This window comes from Wolbachia endosymbiont (group A) of Therophilus tumidulus, from assembly GCF_964277345.1.
GTDB lineage: Bacteria > Pseudomonadota > Alphaproteobacteria > Rickettsiales > Anaplasmataceae > Wolbachia > Wolbachia pipientis.
The window spans coordinates 977,737-999,048 of sequence record NZ_OZ195515.1 but is presented as its reverse complement, the minus strand read 5'-3'; the positions used below and the strand labels follow the sequence as shown (position 1 = coordinate 999,048).

The window sequence follows — 21,312 nt, the reverse complement described above, 5'->3', positions numbered from 1 at the left end:
AAAAAAATAATTTACTTTGCTTATTTTTTCTGCTATCAAGCAGGTAGCTTGGTTTAGTGAGTTAATATGTTAGCAGTGGGTAAAGGGTCAGGTGTTAGTAGAGAGCCTATTTCCGTTTTTTGTCAGATAAAAAAGGCAAAAGGTGAGAAGCGAAAAGAACTCGAGGAACTTTTAAGTAAGCTAAAAAAGGAGTTTCCTGGGAACTATAAAATAGGGGCTGCTGTAGGTGCAGGAGATTGCTTTTTTGATTCTGTTGCTCAAGGATTGAATGAACTAAAAAGTAATGGTCTGATTACAAGTAGTGAAGAGTTTAACGTAAAGTCTTTACGGAAAAGTTGTAAACAATATGCAAAACAATCAAAGAGCAGTTCATGGTTGAATAAAGCTTTAAAAAAAGAAGATGATAACATTATAAGAGATGTTTCACGTATTGAATTTACTGTAAAAGATGTTAAAGATTTAAGCCTTAATTCATTAATGAGAAAACTAGAGTTAGAAGATGCTGTATGTGGAAGAAACGAAATTGAAGGAAAAATAATATGTGAGAAATATAATGTGAAAATTAAAGTTATAGAATTGCATGAGAAATCGGTAGATGGATTACATATTACTACAGATGAAGTAGGCACAGGTGATAATGTTGTTTATATAGTGAATTACAGCAACCATTTTGTACCACTTCTTAGTAACATCGAAAAGGACATAGAGGATGATATGCCAGTTTCTAGAGAAAAAATTTACGGCGTTTCATCCAATACATCAGAGAAACCCAAAGCAGAAAAAAAAGATCTTAATGAAATCTTGGCTCGTTGCGAAGAACTCATATGTGACAAATGTGACAAAGGTGAAGATATCTTTGAGTTACTAGATCCTCTTGTATCAGATAGCCTATGTCAAATTCGTCCCTTATTTATTCTTTCTATGTTGCCTAAGTTCTGCAAAGAAGGTAAGCTTTCTCGTGATGAAGTCAAAAACTTAACAAAGAAAGAAAAAGATCTATTTTTACCTGTAATTCTGCTCAGTTTGTTAAAATATAGAAAAAAAGATAAACTTGGTATTGCAGTTTTGGAAGAATCGATAGATAATTTTGGTGGTGTTTCTCTTGGTAAAGATAAGGAGGAAGAACTCATTGCCAAAATGAAAAGCGAAATTAACTTACATTCTATAGAATATATAAAAAATATTGCAAATGAAAGAGTTCAGAAAATATTGGGCACATGTAAAGGTGTTCTACTGTATTCAAAACATAATATTACCCTCAAGGTATTACCTTGTTACATTAGTGTCTATGCAGTAATCAGCTGTATGGAACAAAAAGGGCTGCCAATCATTATTTCGTTAGTGAGAATTAATAGAGTAAATGATCAGCTTAGTATAGATAGTAAAGATGTGCTTTTTTACAAGTTCCAAGCAGAAAATAAAAAAACGTTTTATTATAAAAAGGAGGAAGATGTTGATGAAAATGAAAAAGTACAACCAACTCTTGCTTTTTTTTGTTTTAGCTTGATTAATGGAGAATGTTCTAAAGAATATAAGGAGTATGCCGATGGTACACAAGTACCGTCAAAGAAATTTCTAACAGAAGATTGTGATATCAGAAATATTCTTATGCTCCATCCTGCAGGTCATATTCAATTACCACTATGCACTAAACTTCCTGAAGAAGATAAACCATCTAAAGATGAGGAAAAACTTAGAAAGTACGTAGAAAGCTTATATGAGAAGTGCCCAGATGGCTCAGTAGAATTACAAGATCCATTAGTAGATGACTTTCATTCAATAGATAAAGATTTCCTTGGTTATAATAATATGCATGTTAATTTTGCGAGGAGATTTGGTATAAAAGATACACGCTATTCACATCATGTTAAGGTTGGAAATTTAGCCAAAGTAACGCGGAGAAGTGAAAATGCTCTTTTTGCTATACATCATATATGTTTATCAAACTATTCAAGGGAACGTGAGTATCAAAAGAGCTTAGCTCCTGATGCCAAAGTTAACATGGAGGAGGATATAAAGGTTGATAAGGCCACTGAAAAAGCCAAGGAAGTCCTTCGCCAGTTGCATGCTGATACTGGAGCAGGTCCTAGTACTAAAGTTGACGAAACTGAGACTTCAAAAGCTCAAAGAGGACTAACTAACTTAAGAATGAATCTCCTTTGATTGTTTTGTAGGTGATAAGTTGAAGTATACTAGTCAAACATACATAGATCTTACCGCGATTCAAGCAGGTGCAGTCTTTTGTGTACCTGCTTTCATGTTGGGGTATATGCTTACTACCAAATATGGTGTTACTTCTAGCTTAATTTCTATAATTATAGCAAATCTTATACTGACAATGTTGGGGTTGTGTTTTGCTGTATTGTCAGTAAGAAGACCATGCAATACCATAGAACAAGTATTACACTATTTTGGTGTTCACGGTACATGGCTATATGGATTAGGTATTATAATGTGTTTAGTGTTCTGGTTTTCTATTCAACAAAACATTATGGTGAACACTATTATAGAATTTCCTCTATTAAAAATGAAAGACTTACCATATGTATTCGTTGCTACTAATTGTATCATTGGTTTCGCTATTACACTTCTTGTAAGCAGAGGTATCACTGCATTAAAGAGCTTTGCAAATATTGCAACGCCTTTTCTTATCATAGTTACGATAATCGCAATATTGCAACTTTTTTACAAGCACACCTTACCTGATATTATACTTACATCTAATATGACATTAAAAGGCGTACCGCTTATAATTGCAGCATCTTTAGGTGCTATTTTCGATATCCCAACATACTATCGTTTTGCACGAACAAATCTCGATGCATATGTAAGCGTTATACTTACCTTTTTCATATGTTATTTTTTCGTTATAGGCACAGGAGTCTATTTTGCTCTTTGTGTGCCAGATTCAAGTTTTATAGAGGTATTATTGAGCAGCGGAAATGATTTGTGGAAGTTATTGTGTATTCCGTCTATAATTCTTTTATGCTGGACTACTAATAACTTAAACTTGTATTCTGCTGGTGTAAACGTTAATTTTTTGTTACCCAAAGTTTCATTACCGTTCTGCATAACAATTATAGGGATTGTTGGTACAGTACTTTCATGTACTAATATAATACTAAAATTTGAGGAGTTACTTAATGTAATTACCATTGTCATAGGAAGCCAAGGATCTGTTATTGTAACCTGTTTTGTGCTGGATAAATTACAACCTATACAATATACGTCTTCAGCACAAAAAACCAATCTCATTTGTGCAATATTTGGTATTATATATGGTTTGCTTTCGTTACTTAAGGTGCATGATATAACAACTGGTTTTATTTACACCGATGCAGCAATTGTATCATCTTTTGCTGTTCTATGCACACGCACTTTTCTGTTTATTTATAAGAACTATTGTGAAAAAAATAAACCAACTAACTCTCAATAATATAGAAGCTCTTTCTTTAGGGGCTGGATTATTAGGCTCAGGAGGTGGAGGTAATACCTATTATAATAAGCTTAGTACACAATATAAAATCGAACTCCATGGCGAGGTAGCTATTACAGATATAGATGAGTTGGAAGATGATGCTCTAATTATGCCCATTGGTTTTATGGGTGCACCTCTTGTAGCTGCAGAAAAATTACCCAGTAAAGAGTGTCACTCATTAATCGATGTATTTACGTTATATTATAAGAAAGAACCTACGGCACTTATACCAGCGGAAATAGGAGGAAGTAACGCTTTTACACCATTCCTTGCAGCAGGTAAAGTCGGGATTCCTGTTATAGACGGAGACTTAATGGGCAGAGCATTTCCATCATTGAATATGGTATCACCTAATTTATATGGCATTTCTTGTTGTCCTGCATTTTTTGCAGATAGCTTAGGTAACACTATAATTATGCATATTGAAAGCAGTGACCACCTCGAAAGGGTTGCGCGCGCGGTGACAGTGGCATGTGGTTCAAGCATAGGTGTTAGCTGTTACCCTATAACAGGTCAACAAGCAAAGCAAGTTATTTGTAGAAACAGTATCTCCTATGCATGTTTTCTAGGTAATATTATACTGGAAGCACGAGAACGAAAAATATGTCCTATAAAAGCGTTATGCGATAAGCATGCATTGCTGTTGGGAGAGGGAATTATAAGAGATATAGATCAGTCAATTAAGGGAGGGTTTCTTTCAGGAAATGTATCTATAGAAGGTTGTAATAATATGTTGACCATCATTTATCAAAATGAATATCTTGCAGTGTATGATGGTTCCGATTGTGTTGCTGCAACACCAGATATCATTGCTGTTCTTGATAAAGATACTGGATATCCAATAGCTTCTGAAGCTTTAACATATGGAATACGTGTATCAGTGCTAAAATTTCCTTCTCCCACGTTATGGACAACACCAGAAGGACTGGCAATAGTAGGTCCTGAAGTGTTTGGTCTTTCTGAAAAAAGGAGGTGATATGGATTATAGAATAGGAATCGACGTTGGTGGCACAAATATTGACGCTGTACTTGTAAAGGATAATGGTACAATAGTTACTTCTTGTAAAGTGATTGCTACGAAAAATATTTCTGAAGGGGTTTTACGTGTATTATCCACATTGTATGAGCTTCATCCTTTTGATAAACAGAGAATTTTAGCTGTATCTATAGGAACCACGCACGCAACTAATGCGGTTTTGCAAGGATCTGAACTATACAAGGTAGGTGTGATTCGCATTGCAGGTCATAAACCTTCACTTCCACCTGCATACTCGTGGAACGCACAGACACGTAGTACATTGTATATTGGAGAAAAAGTTATTAATGGAGGGTATGATTGTGATGGTAGTTGTATAACTAAGCTTTCTATTTCTGAAGTACGCTCTGCCATATACGAGTTGCACAATAAAGGAGCAGAAGGATTTGCAGTAGTGGGAGTGTTTTCTCCTCTATATTGTGAACAAGAGAACATAGTAGGAAATGAGATCAAAGAAATTTTAGGGAAAGCTTTTCCATTTACGTTATCACATAAGATTGGTGGAGTTGGTTATATCGAAAGAGAGAATTCAGCTATACTTAATACTGCTCTTATAAAAGCGATGAATGCAGGGTTTAAAGATTTGCAAAATATATTAAGCATTTTCGGGTTAACATGTCCTTTGTTTATTACTCAGAATAACGGTACTATTATTACTTTAGAAGAAGCACTGCAGTACCCTATATTGACTATTTCATCAGGCCCTACTAATTCTTTTGTGGGGGCAGCACGTCTTGCTTGTAAAAATGAATGTGTAGTTGCAGATATTGGAGGAACATCAACAGACGTAGGTATAGTGCTAAACAATTTTCCGCGGCGTTCGCTTTATAATTCTTCTATTGGTGGTATTACACTCAATTGTGCTATGCCTGATATTTTGTCTATTGCATTAGGAGGTGGCAGTTATATAGAAGCAAAAGATGATAAAGTTAATATAGGACCTGAAAGTGCAGGATATCTAATAAAGCAACATGCAAAACTATGGGGAGGCAGCAAGATAACTCTCACTGATATGGCACAAGCTTTAGGGCATGTTAATTTTTCTTCTGTTAAGTTTACTAAACAGGAAGCTATGTGTGCAAAGCGTATTATGAGCGAAATAGTATTGAAGCTTGAAAAACTTTATCAGAAAATTTCTGGACCGCATGCTGACCTTCCTTTTATCATTGTAGGTGGTGGCGCTATGTTGCTTGCATCACCGTTTTTACCAAAATATGCGTTCATTCCTGAATATGCTGAAGTTGCAAATGCTTATGGAGCTGCTTTTGCAGAGGTTTCGGTAACAAAGGATACTGTAGTTTCTTTAACTGATAGAGAAAATGTGTTGAAAAATATAAGAAACAAAGCTAAGGGTGAAATATCACTGCTATATAAAGTGAATCCTAGTTCAATTCGCATTGTATATGAAGAAATTATTCCCTATCATTATATACCCAATAATCTTGCACGTGTGCGTATTACTGCTGCTAGCCCTTGGATATCGTAAACCTTGTGTCCTTATCAAGAAAAGATGTGGAAAAAATGTGTAGCAGGATTTCCTACTATCCAACCTGGTGCTTCTCTTCCATTTTCCCACTTAGCGAATCTCATCTTTTCCTGTAGGTAATACTCCCTATAAGCTTTTACAGGATTAGTACATTTATACCGATCGGGCAGTGCTTGTATAAAAGCTTGCATATCAGTTGATCGAAAAATGAGTAAATCCTTATTACTATCACACCAATCTATTACTTCTTCTGATTTATGCTTTCTTTTGTATCGCCAAGTGTACTCTTTACATAATTCTTTTCCGTACTCTATCAACCAACAAAAGTTCCCTTTCGATTGCCTAGCCCACAAAGAACAAGGATGATTGCTGTGAGTGAGTTTATATGGAACTGCTATATTCTGATCTGTGGTACTGACAAAAGGATTTGGCGCTTTTAATGCTATTGAAAAAACATTACTTAATAACTGAGCAGTTTCTAATGGCATTTTTACTATATGCTTATCACACAACATTTGTGCTGCAATTACTGGGTTTTCATCTAGTACAAAGATGTTCATCTAGGTGTCAAAAGATAGAATCAGCTTAAGTCTTTAACTTCATCAACTGTAAGACCAGTAGTTTGAGCTATAATATCAATAGAAACACCTGCTTTAAGTAGATTCTTTGCAACTGCTATTTTAGCTTCCTTCTCACCCTCTTCTCTGCCTTTTTCATGACCGATTTGGATGCCTTCGTCTTTAGCAAGATCAAGCCTATATTCAAGGATGGCTTCTTCTTTCTGTAGATTCATTATTCTTTCCTCGTACGCCATTAGATCTTTTTCATTCCAATGAAATTTGTCTAACTCATCATATGCTAGCTTTATTATTGGTGATTTTTCTGCTATTTTTCTTAAATCTTCATCTGTAGTATCTTCTGCATACCGGAAAAAAAAACACCACCTTTCTACTGTGTTCTCTAGTTGTTCTACTCTGTTTTTTGTAAATTTAGGCAACTCAATGAAAACGAATTGAAAATCTTTTAGATAATGTCCGTTGGTTTTTATCTCTCGTATATTATGAGTAGAAATATACTCAACCTCTGTAGGAAATAGCGTACTATTAGAAATAGCAATAAAGAATACTTTCTTAAAATCAATGTAATTGCCAGATTGTCTTGAGTAAGCTTTAGCAGCATAGAGTTGGGCGCGTTTTTCAAAGCCTTTATCACGAGCGAGTTGCATTTCCGCAATATACCTATTTCCGTATGAATCCTTACAAAGAACATCAACGATGCTTTGTTTATCAGAAGCAATCTCAGGATTCATGATAGTGCTAAGGAACTCAACATCTTGTATAGTGTTAACACCAGTAAAGCCTAAGATGTCATTTAAAAAGTGAATAAGGATATTCTTATTTTTCTCAGTACCGAAGATCTTCTTAAATGTTAAATCTAATTTTGGATCAAGAAACTTCGAAAGAGCCATAAAATTAACCTAAAAAGCATTAACAATTATACACAATTCTAAAGAAATGTTCAACTCTTTTATTTTTAGCTTATTTTTCAAAGTTTTAAATGTATTGATGAAAAAAACGGCTTTCAGAGATCATCTTAGAATAGCACCCTCTACTTTAGACGTCCTTTTGTACATCTTTTTATAACTCCCTCATAAAGCGCCTAAAAACGCCAGCAAATGAATTCATAGATTTAGTAGCTATAAAGAGCTTTAAAAACGCTTATTTCTGGTGTGAGAGCCTAATAAAAACACGAGCCCACAAGCTCAATTACCTAACATCGTGAGCCCACACCTTTACATGATAAAGATCTTGAAACTTAATGTCAACATTTCAGTAGCAAATTTTATGTTAAATCTATATCCTATTAGCATGGACAAAAAGAAGATACATTGCCAGTAGAAGATAAAGTGTTGGCAACTATCGCTTGTCATGGATCAATTAGAGCGGGTAGAAAATGAGGTTAGAAGAAGTGAATGAGTTGCTAAGGCAAATGGAGGAAACGCCATATTCTGATCACGGAAGACCAACTTATATAGAAATGAAACTGAGTGATATAGAGAAATTGCTTGAAAGAAGATAGATTAAGCTTGTTGAAATGATCTTTATTGAGATAGTTCTTCTGGTTATTAAGGAGTCAGTATAGAATGTAAGTATTTGTTTTTATAGATAAAGAGTGACTGCTCTAATTTTTTAGACTACAAAGTAGGACAGAAAGTAAGAAGTTGTAGGCTAGCGAAGAGATATACTCAAAAGGATTTAGCAAGTAAAATCGGTACAAAATATCAGGTCATACTACAGTATGAAAAAGGAAAGCGTAAAATTTCAATCAGAAGGTTATATAGCATCGCAGAAGCACTATCAGTTAGCATTATAGATCTTATTCCTGTATCAAATGAAAACAGTTATCTCGAGAGTGAGGGATTAGATCTAATAGAAAAGTATGAGAAAATTGAGAATCAAGAATTACGTAATGTAGTTTATTCATTAATTACATCTGCACAAGTTAGCAAGGAAAATAGTAGAAAAGTGGCAAGAATAGAGGTGGCAAAGAATCTAGTTAAAGTAGGAGTTTCTGTTGAAATAATTTTCCAAGCAACGAACTGAAGAATATAGTAATGCAGAAGAAAAAACTACTTCTGTAGACTACAGGATGGGACAAAGGATAAAAAAGCTAAGGATAATGCGAAAATGCACTTAGGAAGACTTGGCAAAAAAAATTAGTACAACGCGTCAAAAAATAAGCGACTATGAACATTGCTGTTCCACTTGAAAAGTTATATGAAATAGCAAAGGCGTTATCAGTCAGCATTAAAGATCTGCTTACAAGGCAACATAGTGAAGCAAGTAGTGGTTTAATGGAGAAATACAGGGATACGCAACGAACTTTATGAGTTCTTATCTGAAGGTATGGAGATTATCGAAGGAAAGGTCAAGAAGGCGGAAAAAGCCAAAATTGCAAAGAATCTGGGAGTGTTAAATAAACCATACGCGTCAAGTTAAGGAAATAAAGGTATGAAAGAGATAGAATAATAAGGTATAAGTTCTCCCAGATGTACTTTTAGTGAGAGAACCAATGAATAAAATAACTTGCTTATCAAAAAAGCTCAAAGAATTTTTTAATGAAAAAGCAGACAAAATCTCAATTACAACAAGGTTTATAAAAAGAAAGAGAAAGCTAAAAGGTTCATCATTCGTAAAAGCCATGGTCTTGGGTAATATAGGAGTTGATAATTGTAGCGTAGAAACAATGTGTCAATTACTAAACGAGAGATATAACAAAACAAGGTTTGGATTTTAGATTTACTGAAGAAGCAGTGGAATTTATGAAAAGGATGTATAATGAATCTGTGATTCTCTTTAAAAATATCTTGCAAGTTGATTGCAAAATCTTACAGCAATTTAATAGTGTTAAATTATTGGACAGTAGCTATATTACTCTACCTAACAGTATGGAAGAGATGTATAAAGGTTATGGTACTAGCTACAGTGGCTATGAAAGCAATACTAAGTCTGGAATAAAGTTACAATTAGTTTTCGACTACATGAATCAGATAATAGACCAACTTAATTTAACGGAGGGGGTAAGATCAGACCAGGGATATAGGAAACATTTAAGTAATATATTAAGCAATGATTTGCTAATATCTGATCTCGGTTATTTTGTGCCAAGTTCTTTTAAACAAATCAATAAAATAGGAGCTTATTTCATAAGTCGTCGATACCAACATATATGATGTAGAAACAAATCAAAAAATGGAGTTATTAGAATGTTTAGAGGATAAGTTATTTTTAGAAAACGAGGTATTGTTAGGAAAAGAAGCAAAAATTAGAGTAAGAATTATATGTCAGAAACTAACTGAAGAACAGTCTATGGCCAGAAGAAGGAAAGCTAATAGATTAGCAAGATCGCAGATCCTCTAAAAGAAATCAAAAATTGTTGAACTGGTCAATATTTATAACTAATGTTCCAGAAAATAAAATTAGTGCTGAGCAAGTATTAACGATTTACAGAGTAAGGTGGCAAATTGAGTTATTATTTAAATTGTATAAAAGCCATATCAGACTTGATAAGCTAAAAGGAAAGCCATGCAGAGTATTATGTGAACTATATGCTAAATTGTGCGCAATTCTTATATTTCACGGCATAGTTGGTTGCACAGAAGTGAAAAAGAATACAGAACTTAGCTTAACAAAGGCATTTATTGAGCTAAAAAGACGGGTTAGAGAGTTATTTTTAGTATTAACCAAGATTAATAGTTTAAAAGTATTTCTTAAAAAACTCACTATAACTTGGTCGCGATTTTCATTAAAAGACAAACGCAGAAGGGCTAGAGTATCCACTTTAACCTCTCTAAATTTGCTCACAATCTCTTAACTTGACGCGTATGGGTTTTTCGCCGACAACCAAGAAGTCCGTTTTATTTGACACACTTGAGTTATCTAAGTGAGGAAAGTCACCTCTCCCCACTCGACTTCGAAACCGGACTTGTGGTAGAGTGGGCAGCCAGCGAGTTACTTGTTAAGTACTTTTCCAACAACCCCTCTCCGAACCACGCATGATCGTTTCCGTATCACGTGGCTCTCCAATAATCTAACGTTTTAAGGAGTCACCATCATATTTTCCATATTGGATTTTCTTATGGCATTCATGACAAACAACAAGAGTTTTCCTCTGTCGTTCAATCATTCTCTTTTTCCATTCCGGTAGTTCAGTATTACGTTTACCTAGCAAATCAGCAAGTTTACGTACGTGATGTACTTCAATCTGCTCTTGTGATTTACATAATTCACAAGTTTGTGCCAATAGTCTTTGCTCTATTTCACTACGCTTATTCCATATTGGTATAAGGTTATCACTTATGCTTACCCATTTATTCCATTTTAGCAACACAGCACCAAAGTGTGTAATTAATGGTATCTTTGATGGTAAACGATCTACTCTGATTTGGATGACTTTTCGTTTTTCACCTTCATCATTTTCGATCGTCGCACCAAATTTTCTATAAATTTTCCTGCAAGTTGTTTTGTATTTAGATGCTAAAGTCTTTACTAATGATACTTCCATCACATATTTCAGATAACTTAGTGTGTGAAGGTTGTAGGCCATTTTGTAGTATTGTACAATTCCTCGATATTCAGTTTGATACTGAGCAACAATACTGTAAGCTGTATCAATTGTACGTTGAGGTAAATGTATCGGTTTACCACAACGCATATATTCAGAACACTTTTTCTGCTTTATATGATGTGGTACACGTAACCCAATACTACCGTTAATACATCGTTGTGTCCGATGATCATGTTTATCATCTGCATGCAAAACATGTATTTCATAACCCAAAAAATTGGCTTTGCTATCACACGCATGTGTAATAAACGTTTTATCTTCATTAAGCATAAGTTTGAGCTCCTCATTGAGAAACCCAGCAATCTCATTCTTAATTTGTTCAGCTTCATTCTTTGGTCCTGCAAACCCTACCAGAAAATCATCAGCATACCTAACATACCAAAGACGTCGATAATTTAGATCGCAAGAATCCTTAGATGGCATACCCTGCACTAATTGACGCAGTTGTTTTGCTTGATCCCAGTTCCCTTGTTTTCTCATCATCGATACTTGCATGGTTAACCTTAAATATTTTGGATTTGTCCTTCTTCGCTTACCTCGGTTATTTGCTGGTATTAGTATATGCTCCACATGTTTATCTAACCGATCGAGTAATATGTTACTCAGAATTGGACCAATAATAGAACCTTGTGGTACCCCACTATGACTCTTATTGTACTTCCAATTTTCCATATATCCTGCTTTTAGCAGTCGATTGATTAGCTGAATAAAACGGTTATCTTGGAAGCTTTCACTCAGTATTTTCAACAACATAGTATGATCAATTGAGTCATAACATGCACTGAGATCTCCCTCTATAAACCATTTTGTACCTCTGCCTTTTTGCATTACTGCTCTTAATGCAGTGTGGCATCCACGCTTTGGTCGAAATCCATGTGAACATTCACTAAATTTAGGCTCATAGTAGGCTTCCAATATTAATCGAATTACTTCTTGAAGTAACTTATTTGACCATGTTGGCAACCCTAACGGCCTGCGTTTACCACTCTTCTTTAAAACATAGATACGTTTTACTGGTGTCCACCGATATCGCTCATAGCGTAAACCCTCTATGATTTTATCGATCTTTTCCAAAGACATACCATCAACTGTTTCAACTGTCACACCTTCTGTCATAGCACCTTTATTACGACAAAGTTTGCCATACGCCCGAAGGTAAAGATCACGCTGATAGAGTAGGCGATATACGTTTTTAACCGGCAAATTTCTTTGTCCACGTTCACGTATAATGTTAAGTATTGTTTCAGCTTTCCGCATCTTGCGTACCTCCCAATTTCAACATTCAATTATCTGTCACCCTTTGCCCTGTATGTGGCTTTCCCACACTCCCCGGTGATTCGTTACTTTCACGACTACTACGATGACTCCGTAACCATAGAACTCGCGTTCCTTAGGTCATCCCATGTTCCGTCACTAAGAACTGTTCTAGATCAACTTAGGTTTTCTATTCATCCTCTTAAATAAGTTCACTACTTATCGTTCTACAGCCAGAATGTCACACAAACGAAAGTTTAATTTGTGCTTACTGTAGACATGGGGTTTTAAATGTGATACCCATGGATGTGAAATCCCACCCCTGAAGATTAGAATTCAAGCAGTTTAGCTTTAACCATATTGATCAGGTGTTGCAAGCCGTTACCTTACACATCTTCAGATAACTCTCGCTTTACATACATGCTCTTGTCCTCCTTCCCTTTCGGGTTAAAGTTAGTTGTTCACCTCGAGGCCATTTATTCTGAACCCCGCTTAGCTCCGCTAAGTATTTCTTAATGCGTACCACGGCGCACCCTCTCGACTCACACAGCTCCCATTATTCAGCCTTTTGTCCCAAACCTAATGTCCAGTGGGGGAGTGTTAAATAAACCATACGCGTCAAGTTAAGGAATGTAGAGAGCTTAAAGTAGATACCCTGGTCTTCCTATATCTGTCTTTCAAAGAAAACTTTGACCAGATTATAGTAAGCTTTTTTAGAAAAATTTTTAAATTATTGACAATATTGTTTAATATCAAAAAGAGCTCTCTAACCCGCCTTTTCAATTCAATAAATGCCTTTGTTAAACTGAGCTCCGTGTTCTTTTTTAGTTTTACACAGCCAATCATTTCGTGAAATACGAGAATAGCACATAATTTTGCGTATAGCTCGCACAATACTCTAAATGGATTTGTCTTTCCTTTTAGTTTATCAAGATTGATATGACTTTTATATAGTTTAAATAGTAATTCGATTTGCCATCTTACTCTATAAACCGTCAATATTTGTTCAGCATTAATTTTACTCTCTGGAACATTAGTTATAAATATTGACCAATCTAATAACTTTTGATTCTTTTGAGAAGATGTATATCCATGTGACTTTGCTAATTTATTAGCCTTTCTTCTTCTAGCCATAGACTGTTCTTCAGTTAGCTTTTGACATATAATTCTTACCTTAATTTTTACTTCCTTTCCTAATAATACTTCTTTTTCTGAAGATAATTGACCTTCTAAATACTCCAATAGCTCTATTTTTTGATTTGTTTCTATATCATATATATTGGTATCAGACTTATAACGACTAACAAAATATGCACCTGCTTCATCAATCTGTTTAAAAGAACTAGGCACAAAGTAGCCCAAGTCAAATATTAGCAAATCATTGGCTGATAAACCGTTCAGATAATCCCTATAACCTTGATCCGACCTTATTCCTTCCATAAAATTTAACTTATCTAGCGCTTGATTCAGGTAATCAAAGACTAACTGTAGCTTTATTCCTGATTTGGTATTATTCTCACAATCTCTATAGCTACTGCCATATCCTTTGTACATATCTTCCATGCTACTGGGCAGGCTAATGTAGCTGCTATCCAATAATTTAACGCTTCCAAATTGCTGTAAAATTTTGCAATCAATCTGTAGACTTTTTTTAAATAAACACAAAGCTTCGTTATACATTTTTTTCATGAACTCAACTGCTTCTTCACTAAACCTAAAATCTAAACCCTGTTTTGTAATTTCTATCGAGTCTTCATTTAGCAATTGGCACATTGTTTCTATGCTGCAATCATCAACTCCTATGTTACCAAAAACTATAGCTTTTATGAATGATGAGCCATTAAGTTTTCTCTTTCTTTTTATAAAACCTACTGCAATTGATATTTCGTCTGCTTTTTCATTAAAGAATTCATTGAGGTCTTTTGATAAGCAAGCTATTCTGTCCATTGTAAGTTCTCTCATTCATATATCCAAGAGAATTTATACCTTATTATTTTCCTTCACTCTATCAACTTTACTTACACTTTTCCTTAACTTGACGCGTATGGTTTATTTAACACTCCCTCACTTCATTATAGAGAACGGCCTACTGTTTCTTCAAGACTTGAAGCTTTTCTCATTTTTTCGCGCTTTGCCCAAGGGCCCACTTTTGTTGCATCAGATTGACTAATTGTTTCAGAACGAATCAACTCTCCAGATCTAGTAAAAAAACCTCGTTCAATAGCATCACGTACTGAACACCCACCAAGCAAACATTTTTCCCCTATTCGTTCCTCACAATTCTGTAATTTTTTCCACTTTTCTTGATCTTCTACTTCTACCTTTATTAGATTTTGCTTATCAGGGTATAATCTCACTTCCAACTCTCCCAAGCCAGTATCGAAAGTCAATACTATATTACTACCATCTGCTAGGCCTACATAATTCCTTATAGCGTTTTCCGTTATAATTTCTACCTCACTCTTACCTATCTTTATTATATTTCTTCCGTATTGTACACCTTCCTGAGTGATACCTAAACCCCTTGCTCCATTTGTAATCTTTGCAACATCTACTTTACTATCCTGTGAATATTCAAGACAGAGAGTAGAGTTGTCGATTTTTACGTCTCTTACCTTACCACTTGTTGCGCTTTGAACGATTGTTATGAAATCTAAAGCACGATTCTCATAATCTGCATAAGCGTTTTTCATATTAGCTTTGTGGCTTTCAAACTCTTCCAGTTCGTCAATTACATATATACTGCTTATGTTGTACAAAATTGCCCCTTTTGATATCAATTGACATACTATACCACTAGCAACCTCTATATTCCTTGAACCTTCGGAACTCTTTCTTAATTCACTAATCTTTCTTATCACAAAATCTGTAAAACTATATTCCTTTTCATATACCTTTCCGTATATACTACCCTGGTTAGGAAAGTTCAGCCTTACCCCAAGTTCTATAGCTTCGTTTACAACGCGTTTTAACTCATCTATATCTTTGGATTTATTTACCCTACCCAAAAATATTTTCAACTTTTCCGACTGATCTAATATTAAATCATCCCATAGAGTTCTAAGCTTAGGCAAACGTTTTTTGTCCTTCCACTCTTCGTAATCAATCGCTCCTGCTTCTAGCAGCAACTTTTTTGCTTCTTTGAAATGAGTTTCATTACCATAACAAGCCTCCCTAATCTTTTGAAAAACTCGAGACTTTCCTTCGCAATCACGAAGATTGAGAACCTCTTTAAGACCTTCATTTCCTTTGTGCTGATTGAAAAACTTTCTTAGTCGATTAGTGTTAAAGCTATGACCGCAAATACCTTCTAAATCATTTTTTGCTTCCAATTGCTCCTGAGTTAAAAAGATCTGTTCTAAAAGATTCACTTCAAAAGGTTTTTTGTTAATAATTACAATGTCTAGAGGAGTTTTTCCTTGTCTGTCAGTTTGACCACGTGCTCCTTTTTTCAGAAGCAAAGGTATATTTAAAGTATTATAATAAGCAGCATAGTGCAAAGGTGTTTGCCCTTCACTGTTAACTATGTTAGGATCAGCACCAGATTTTAAAAGTAAAGTCATAAATGCACTAACTGCACAACCTATGTCTTTTTCCACTGCTAAATACTCCATACCTTGTATTACATGTAGTATTGTCAATTTGGATTCTCCCCTTTGAAGATTGAGAACAGCTTTTAGATCATCACCTTTGTTATCGTGTAAAAAGTCCTCAAACCTTGTAATGTCACAAAATGGAAAGTCTGTAAGAAGATTTAACAGTGCCTTATTCAAATTTTTTTGGTTATCTTTTAAATCAGGTACGTTGAAAGACCAATCAGATATTAAATTTTTGAATTTTTCCCTTTTAATAATAGAGGTCAAAGAGCTGTTATCACTAAGCAGCAACGAGTATTTAATTGACTCATACTTATCATCTACCCGCCCCTCCTTCTGTTCTACCTTTACCTCCTTTAAATACTCTGTATCATCATCTTTAATGCGTTTAGCTAGATCCTTTAAAAATTCAATATCTCTGTTTTCCAGTAAAGGTAATGCCCCCTTCTTCATGAGAATCGAGACCATTTTTGTACTTCGTCCAGCTAAGTATAATGGAGTGCGCCGTTTTTCATCTAACGCATTAACATCAGCTCCATTGTTTATAAGATACTCTACTATTTTTATTTTTTGGCTCAAGACAGCATGATGTAGAGGAGTGCTTCCGTCATTATACTTCTTATTAACACTTGCTCCATTTTTTATTAGGATCTCTACCATTCTTGTGTTCCCTTGTGAGATAGCATAATATAATGGATCACGATTGTACGCATCAATTGTGTTAACATCAGCTCCTCCTTTTATAAGGGTTTCTACCATTTGTTTGTTGTTTTTTAAAACAGCAAAACTTAATTGGCACAATGTACCTGGATCTACTTGCTTTAATCTCTCTTCTATTTTACTAACTACATTACTCTTACTGAAACCAACATCAGCGTTAGCAGAATTTAATACTTCCTGCAATTTATTCAATTCCATAACTCCACCTCGGTTAAAAATACTACACACCATTTTCACACGCATGACATAAAATGCAAGAACTAATATGACATGCAACATTCGTCCTTAGGCATTTGAGGTAAGCTTTGCCTATTCACTTCACATTCATTTAGCCTACTATTAGGCTTTAATACTGCATATGTAATGCCACCAGCAATGGCCCCAACAATCAATGCAGCAGTAGCTGATATTGATAAACTAAGATGAATAGCAGTACATCCAATAGCCACACTTGTCAACATGGTCATTATCCCTACACAGAAACTGGTCTTTATTGCTCTATTAGTTATAGTTAGGTGTTTATTTTCTGTCACTTTTTGATACTGTATCACATTTTTATCATCAGCCAGACTTCCCGAGGTTTTGGGACACTCCCTTACTCGAAGACTAAGATACTTAACTATATCTTTGTAACCATTAGAATCTGCCAAATCGGAAGGAGTCTCACCTCTCAAGTTTTTTACATCAATAGTAGCCTTTTCTTCCTCTACAAGATATTCAACTATATCGTAGCGATTCATTCTAGCAGATTCATGTAATGGAGTATCGCCATTTTTTTCGCTTACTACATTAACATCAGATCCCTTTTCTAACAGAGCTTTAACTATGCCTAAACAGCCCATCTCACAAGCAATATGCAAAGCAGTGCATCCTTCTTCGTTTCGTGCTTCAAAACTAGCTCCTTTGTCTAACAAAAATTGAACTACTTCCAAACGACCACATCCAGCAGCTTCATTTAAAGCAGTATCGCCGTCATAGTTTGTTGCATTAATATCAGTACCTTTGTCTAATAGAGCTTTAACGATTTCTAAGTAACCCTTTCGAGCAGCAATATGCAAGACACATTTGAAACTATTCTTTCGTATGTCAGCATTATTCATTTGGCCCAATAGAGCTTTAACTATTTCTAAGTGGTCCTCGCTAGCAGCAATATGCAAAGCAGTACAGTCTTCGTTGTTTCGTGCCTCAACACTGGCTCCTTTTTCTAACAGAAATTGAACTACATCTAAGTGACACATTTCAGCGGCAATATGCAAAGGAGTGTCATTATCATCGGTTGCTTGGTTAATATTGATTTTTTCTTCACTTATAAAGTACTCAACCACTTTTAATTTACCCATTTCAGTAGCAGAATGAAGAGCAGTGCATCCTTCTTCGTTTCGTGCCTTAACATTAGCCCCTTTTCCTAATAGAACTTGAACTACTTCTAAGTGGCCTGCTTTAGCAGCAATATGTAAGGCAGTGTCACCATTATCTTTATCTTTTTGCGCATCAACATCAGCACCATTATCTAGTAGAACTTGAATTACGTTTAAGTGACCCATCTGAACAGCGATATGCAGCGGAGTAGCTTCTTCATTGTTTATTACCTCAACAGTAGCTCCTTTTTTTAACAGGGTTCCAACGATTACGAAGTGGCCCCTGCCAGCAGCAAGATGCAAAGGCGTGTTACCATTGTTGTCTTTTATCTCAACACTAGCTCCTTTGTTTAATAGATCTTGAACTTTCTCTAAGGAACCATGAAAAGCAAAATTAAGTAAGTCAGTATGTATATTACTTTCGTGTACACAATGCTCATCTGTTTTTAAGTGACTATCGAGCGTAGCTAAATATGAATACGTAATATTTTGATTAACTTGATAAATTGGTATGGTCTGTGTTGCATAAAAACCTTGTTCTTTTGACCGCTTTTCTATTCCATCAACCATACTGTTCTCTTCTAAATCTGCTTGAATATTTATTGGACTAGATACTTCTTCCAATTGATTACCCATGACACTACCTTAACTTAAAAACTTATGTTTTAATTATTACACAATTATTATAATTAGCAATAGTTTTATATTTTTTTCAGAATTACAAATTTATTGTATTCAGATATAGGAAAATACCTTTTGTCTCTAAAAAACATTGCAACCAAGTATTACAAAGATTTCAATTATTTACTTCTTCAAAGATCCCAAAAAGATCGTATCTTTGTGAGAACAAGCTACGTAAAAGTAGGGTTATGAAAATAGGAACTTGCAATCTTTGCAACAAAGTTAGGTAAGTTAGTTCGTATGTAAATGTAGTAAAAGTAGGCTAATATAGCTGCTTTTATGGTATAGTAGAATTATTATATAGAAAAGTTCGCACGTATTGAGTGATAGTCCAATCCATCCCAAAACAAACTCTTCTCACGACCCTTGGTTTTGAATGCTGGAAATGGTTGTGTTATTTGAGTTAGTGGTAATTAATGTTAAAGAGTGAAAATTAGTTTATTTGGAAATAAAAGGAAAATTCATTGCAATTCTATATTTAAAATAGAATAAAGCTCTTTTTGCATCATGTATTAATAAAAAAATATATTTTTTTGCGTATCCTTTCGTTTTAATTAATATGAAGTGATATGACACCTAATGTAGAGTTTAAAGATAATCACGGCACATCAATATCAAATTTGGAAAATGTTAAAATTATAACCTTGAGCGATGAGAAAGGTAATAAGTATACTTTAGATGCAAGCAATGGTAGTCTGGAATTAAAATATAAACAAGATGGTCAAGGTGAAATAAGCTATAAAGTAGGAGGTTTAGCGGCAGCTTTTAAAAGTCTACTTGATATGAAAAGTACTAACAATGATGAACATACAGTACTTGAAGAGAAGTTAGCAGAAAAGTCCATAGTGGAGGCGATATTTTATGCAAAAGATTTTGATAAGGGTGATAGAATCTCTAACTTGATACTAGATAGTACATTTTCTAGGCGAGATGTTCTGCCTGCTTACCTAAATAAAAAGGCTGATGTTGAAAATGTATATACTAAGGAAGAAGTAGATGAAGGATTAAATAAAAAGGTTGATGTTGAAAATGTATATACTAAGGAAGAAGTAGATGAAGGATTAAATAAAAAGGTTGATGTTGAAAATGTATATACTAAGGAAGATACAGATAGAGGATTTATTTCTCGTGACAGTGACGGAATCAATAGATTAGCAAGGGAATTATTTTATAAACATGATCCCAATGCAACTTCAATTTTAGTTAATACATTAGGGAAGCTTCTTGATGAAAAATATGAAATATATGGTGATAATAAAACAGCAAAAGATTTTTTGGCAGAAAAGGGTAATTTTGCTAAAGCTGATGGCTCTAATATAAAAATTTTAGAATTCACGAAAAAAATACTTGATGCAACAGAGGATATAGGAGATGGGAAAAAGAAATCAATTTTAGTGGAGAAATTAGGCAGATTTCTTGATCAAACTGCTGATAACGAAAATGCTTATGATGGTAAGATAGCAAAAGCTTTTTTAGGAGACAAGGGGGTGCAGGGATCAAAAGGTGCAGATGGTCCTCAAGGTCCGGCAGGTAGAGATGGAAAAAGCCCATCAATTGAGGAAGTCGCTGTACAGCTACTTACTGATGAAAATAAAGATATATTGGGAAAAACAGTACTTGATATAACTGATAGCACTGGTCAAAATCTTGCTACTCATGTTGCTAATAAAATAAATCTTAATTCGCAGGATTTTATAAATAAAGCTGATCCAATAAAACTCGCTGAGTTGCTTTTTAATAAAAGTAACTTAGATCAACTTGCAGCCAAAAAGATTGCCGAAGATAAAGTTAGCTCGTATAAGATTTCTGAACTAGTATTTAACGATGCTAAGAATGCACTAGCAGAGAATTATCAGTGGGATCAAAAGAGCTTTATTGAAGATATAATAAAAAATGTCGGCACTTCTAGGTTAGCTGAGTTGTTATTTAATGCTGGCAGTATAGAGAAAGGTGAAGCAAAAAGAATTACTGAAGGGAAGGTTAGCCCTGAAAAATTAGCTGAATATTTGTTTAATGCAAGTGGCTTAGGCGATAATATAGATGAGTCGAAGACGTTAGTCAATAACGTAACTCAGCACCTTTTGAATACCAAGGTAGATGAAATAGGGAAAGCGGTTGTGAAGGATAATGAAAATAGAGAGATCTTAGCAGGTAGTCGTATTTTGCAGGAAGGAGTGGCAGAAAAATTAATTAGTAGCAACACAAATAAATTGGGACAAGCTATTCTGAATGTGAAAAACAAATTTGGTAATGACGCAAAACCTGTGCTGGAAACTCATCTTGCCAATAACAGCAGCTTTCAGGAAGCTGTGGCAGGAAATCAAGATTTAAGGACTGCAGTAACAGCTAATTTTGGGAGCAATAGAGATTTTTGCAATATTGTAACAAGAGATCTTAGTAGAGATGAAGAAAGTCTGTTAATTGATAGGCTGCCTTTTTATGAAATTCCAGATGATCCAAATGCTCCGCTTTCTTGGAATTAGTAATGTAATTTTTGCTAGACCAACCGATTCCAAGAAAAATTGTTCTCACGCTTGCTGGTTTTGGGTGCTGGAAATGGTTATATTGTTTAGGTT

At 34.7% G+C, this 21,312-nt stretch carries 13 protein-coding genes and 2 pseudogenes; 9 read left to right on the top strand and 6 right to left on the bottom strand.

Annotated elements, in window-relative coordinates; all coding sequences use genetic code 11:
- Positions 1-66: 66 nt before the first annotated feature.
- From ACICQD_RS05310 to ACICQD_RS05295, 4 genes are read left to right on the top strand one after another with little or no spacing between them, the layout of a single operon-like run.
- Positions 67-2,163: a hypothetical protein gene (locus ACICQD_RS05310; RefSeq protein WP_341822097.1), complete on the top strand. Its 2,097-nt coding sequence runs from the start codon at positions 67-69 to the stop codon at positions 2,161-2,163.
- A gap of 19 nt (positions 2,164-2,182) precedes the next feature.
- Positions 2,183-3,436 (top strand): cytosine permease, encoded by a 1,254-nt coding sequence (locus ACICQD_RS05305; protein ID WP_209473061.1) that lies wholly within the window; start codon positions 2,183-2,185, stop codon positions 3,434-3,436.
- On the top strand, positions 3,405-4,454 hold the full coding sequence (locus tag ACICQD_RS05300; RefSeq protein WP_209473059.1) for a DUF917 domain-containing protein: 1,050 nt from the start codon (positions 3,405-3,407) through the stop codon (positions 4,452-4,454). The genes ACICQD_RS05305 and ACICQD_RS05300 overlap by 32 nt, the downstream gene beginning before the upstream one ends.
- Before the next feature lies 1 nt (position 4,455).
- Complete coding sequence (locus tag ACICQD_RS05295) at positions 4,456-6,000, top strand: hydantoinase/oxoprolinase N-terminal domain-containing protein (protein WP_395461704.1); 1,545 nt, start codon at positions 4,456-4,458, stop codon at positions 5,998-6,000.
- A gap of 14 nt (positions 6,001-6,014) precedes the next feature.
- Here the strand turns inward: ACICQD_RS05295 and ACICQD_RS05290 are convergent, their stop codons facing one another.
- Complete coding sequence (locus ACICQD_RS05290) at positions 6,015-6,560, bottom strand: pyrimidine dimer DNA glycosylase/endonuclease V (protein WP_007549769.1); 546 nt, start codon at positions 6,558-6,560, stop codon at positions 6,015-6,017.
- A 20-nt stretch (positions 6,561-6,580) separates the two neighbouring features.
- The gene (locus ACICQD_RS05285; RefSeq protein WP_209473055.1) at positions 6,581-7,468 is read right to left on the bottom strand and encodes an Rpn family recombination-promoting nuclease/putative transposase; all 888 of its coding nucleotides are present in this window, start codon (positions 7,466-7,468) and stop codon (positions 6,581-6,583) included.
- Between the two features lie 411 nt (positions 7,469-7,879).
- On the opposite strand from ACICQD_RS05285, the pseudogene ACICQD_RS05280 reads away from it, so the two are divergent.
- The 4 genes and pseudogenes from ACICQD_RS05280 to ACICQD_RS05265 all read left to right on the top strand — a co-directional run.
- Positions 7,880-8,079: pseudogene (locus ACICQD_RS05280) on the top strand (DNA mismatch repair protein MutL); the annotation flags it as partial.
- Positions 8,080-8,165: 86 nt separating this feature from the next.
- A complete protein-coding gene (locus tag ACICQD_RS05275) occupies positions 8,166-8,603 on the top strand; it encodes a helix-turn-helix domain-containing protein (protein WP_208571803.1) in 438 nt (145 codons plus the stop codon).
- 143 nt (positions 8,604-8,746) lie between these two features.
- Positions 8,747-8,890 (top strand): hypothetical protein, encoded by a 144-nt coding sequence (locus ACICQD_RS05270; RefSeq protein WP_182282559.1) that lies wholly within the window; start codon positions 8,747-8,749, stop codon positions 8,888-8,890.
- A gap of 182 nt (positions 8,891-9,072) precedes the next feature.
- A pseudogene (locus ACICQD_RS05265) lies at positions 9,073-10,374 on the top strand (IS4 family transposase).
- A gap of 216 nt (positions 10,375-10,590) precedes the next feature.
- On the opposite strand, the gene ACICQD_RS05260 reads toward ACICQD_RS05265, so the two are convergent.
- The 4 genes from ACICQD_RS05260 to ACICQD_RS05245 all read right to left on the bottom strand — a co-directional run bounded on the left by ACICQD_RS05260 (position 10,591) and on the right by ACICQD_RS05245 (position 18,691).
- The gene (locus ACICQD_RS05260; protein ID WP_182282558.1) at positions 10,591-12,384 is read right to left on the bottom strand and encodes a reverse transcriptase/maturase family protein; all 1,794 of its coding nucleotides are present in this window, start codon (positions 12,382-12,384) and stop codon (positions 10,591-10,593) included.
- Between the two features lie 615 nt (positions 12,385-12,999).
- Positions 13,000-14,328 carry an IS4-like element ISWosp9 family transposase gene (locus tag ACICQD_RS05255; protein WP_341820546.1) on the bottom strand — a complete coding sequence of 443 codons (1,329 nt, stop codon included), beginning with the start codon at positions 14,326-14,328 and terminating at the stop codon, positions 13,000-13,002.
- A gap of 125 nt (positions 14,329-14,453) precedes the next feature.
- On the bottom strand, positions 14,454-16,895 hold the full coding sequence (locus tag ACICQD_RS05250; RefSeq protein ID WP_395461703.1) for an ankyrin repeat domain-containing protein: 2,442 nt from the start codon (positions 16,893-16,895) through the stop codon (positions 14,454-14,456).
- Between the two features lie 62 nt (positions 16,896-16,957).
- Positions 16,958-18,691 carry an ankyrin repeat domain-containing protein gene (locus ACICQD_RS05245; RefSeq protein ID WP_395461702.1) on the bottom strand — a complete coding sequence of 578 codons (1,734 nt, stop codon included), beginning with the start codon at positions 18,689-18,691 and terminating at the stop codon, positions 16,958-16,960.
- A 614-nt stretch (positions 18,692-19,305) separates the two neighbouring features.
- Between ACICQD_RS05245 and ACICQD_RS05240 the strand changes: the two genes are divergently transcribed.
- Complete coding sequence (locus ACICQD_RS05240; RefSeq protein ID WP_264706137.1) at positions 19,306-21,219, top strand: hypothetical protein; 1,914 nt, start codon at positions 19,306-19,308, stop codon at positions 21,217-21,219.
- The last annotated feature ends 93 nt before the right edge of the window (positions 21,220-21,312 follow it).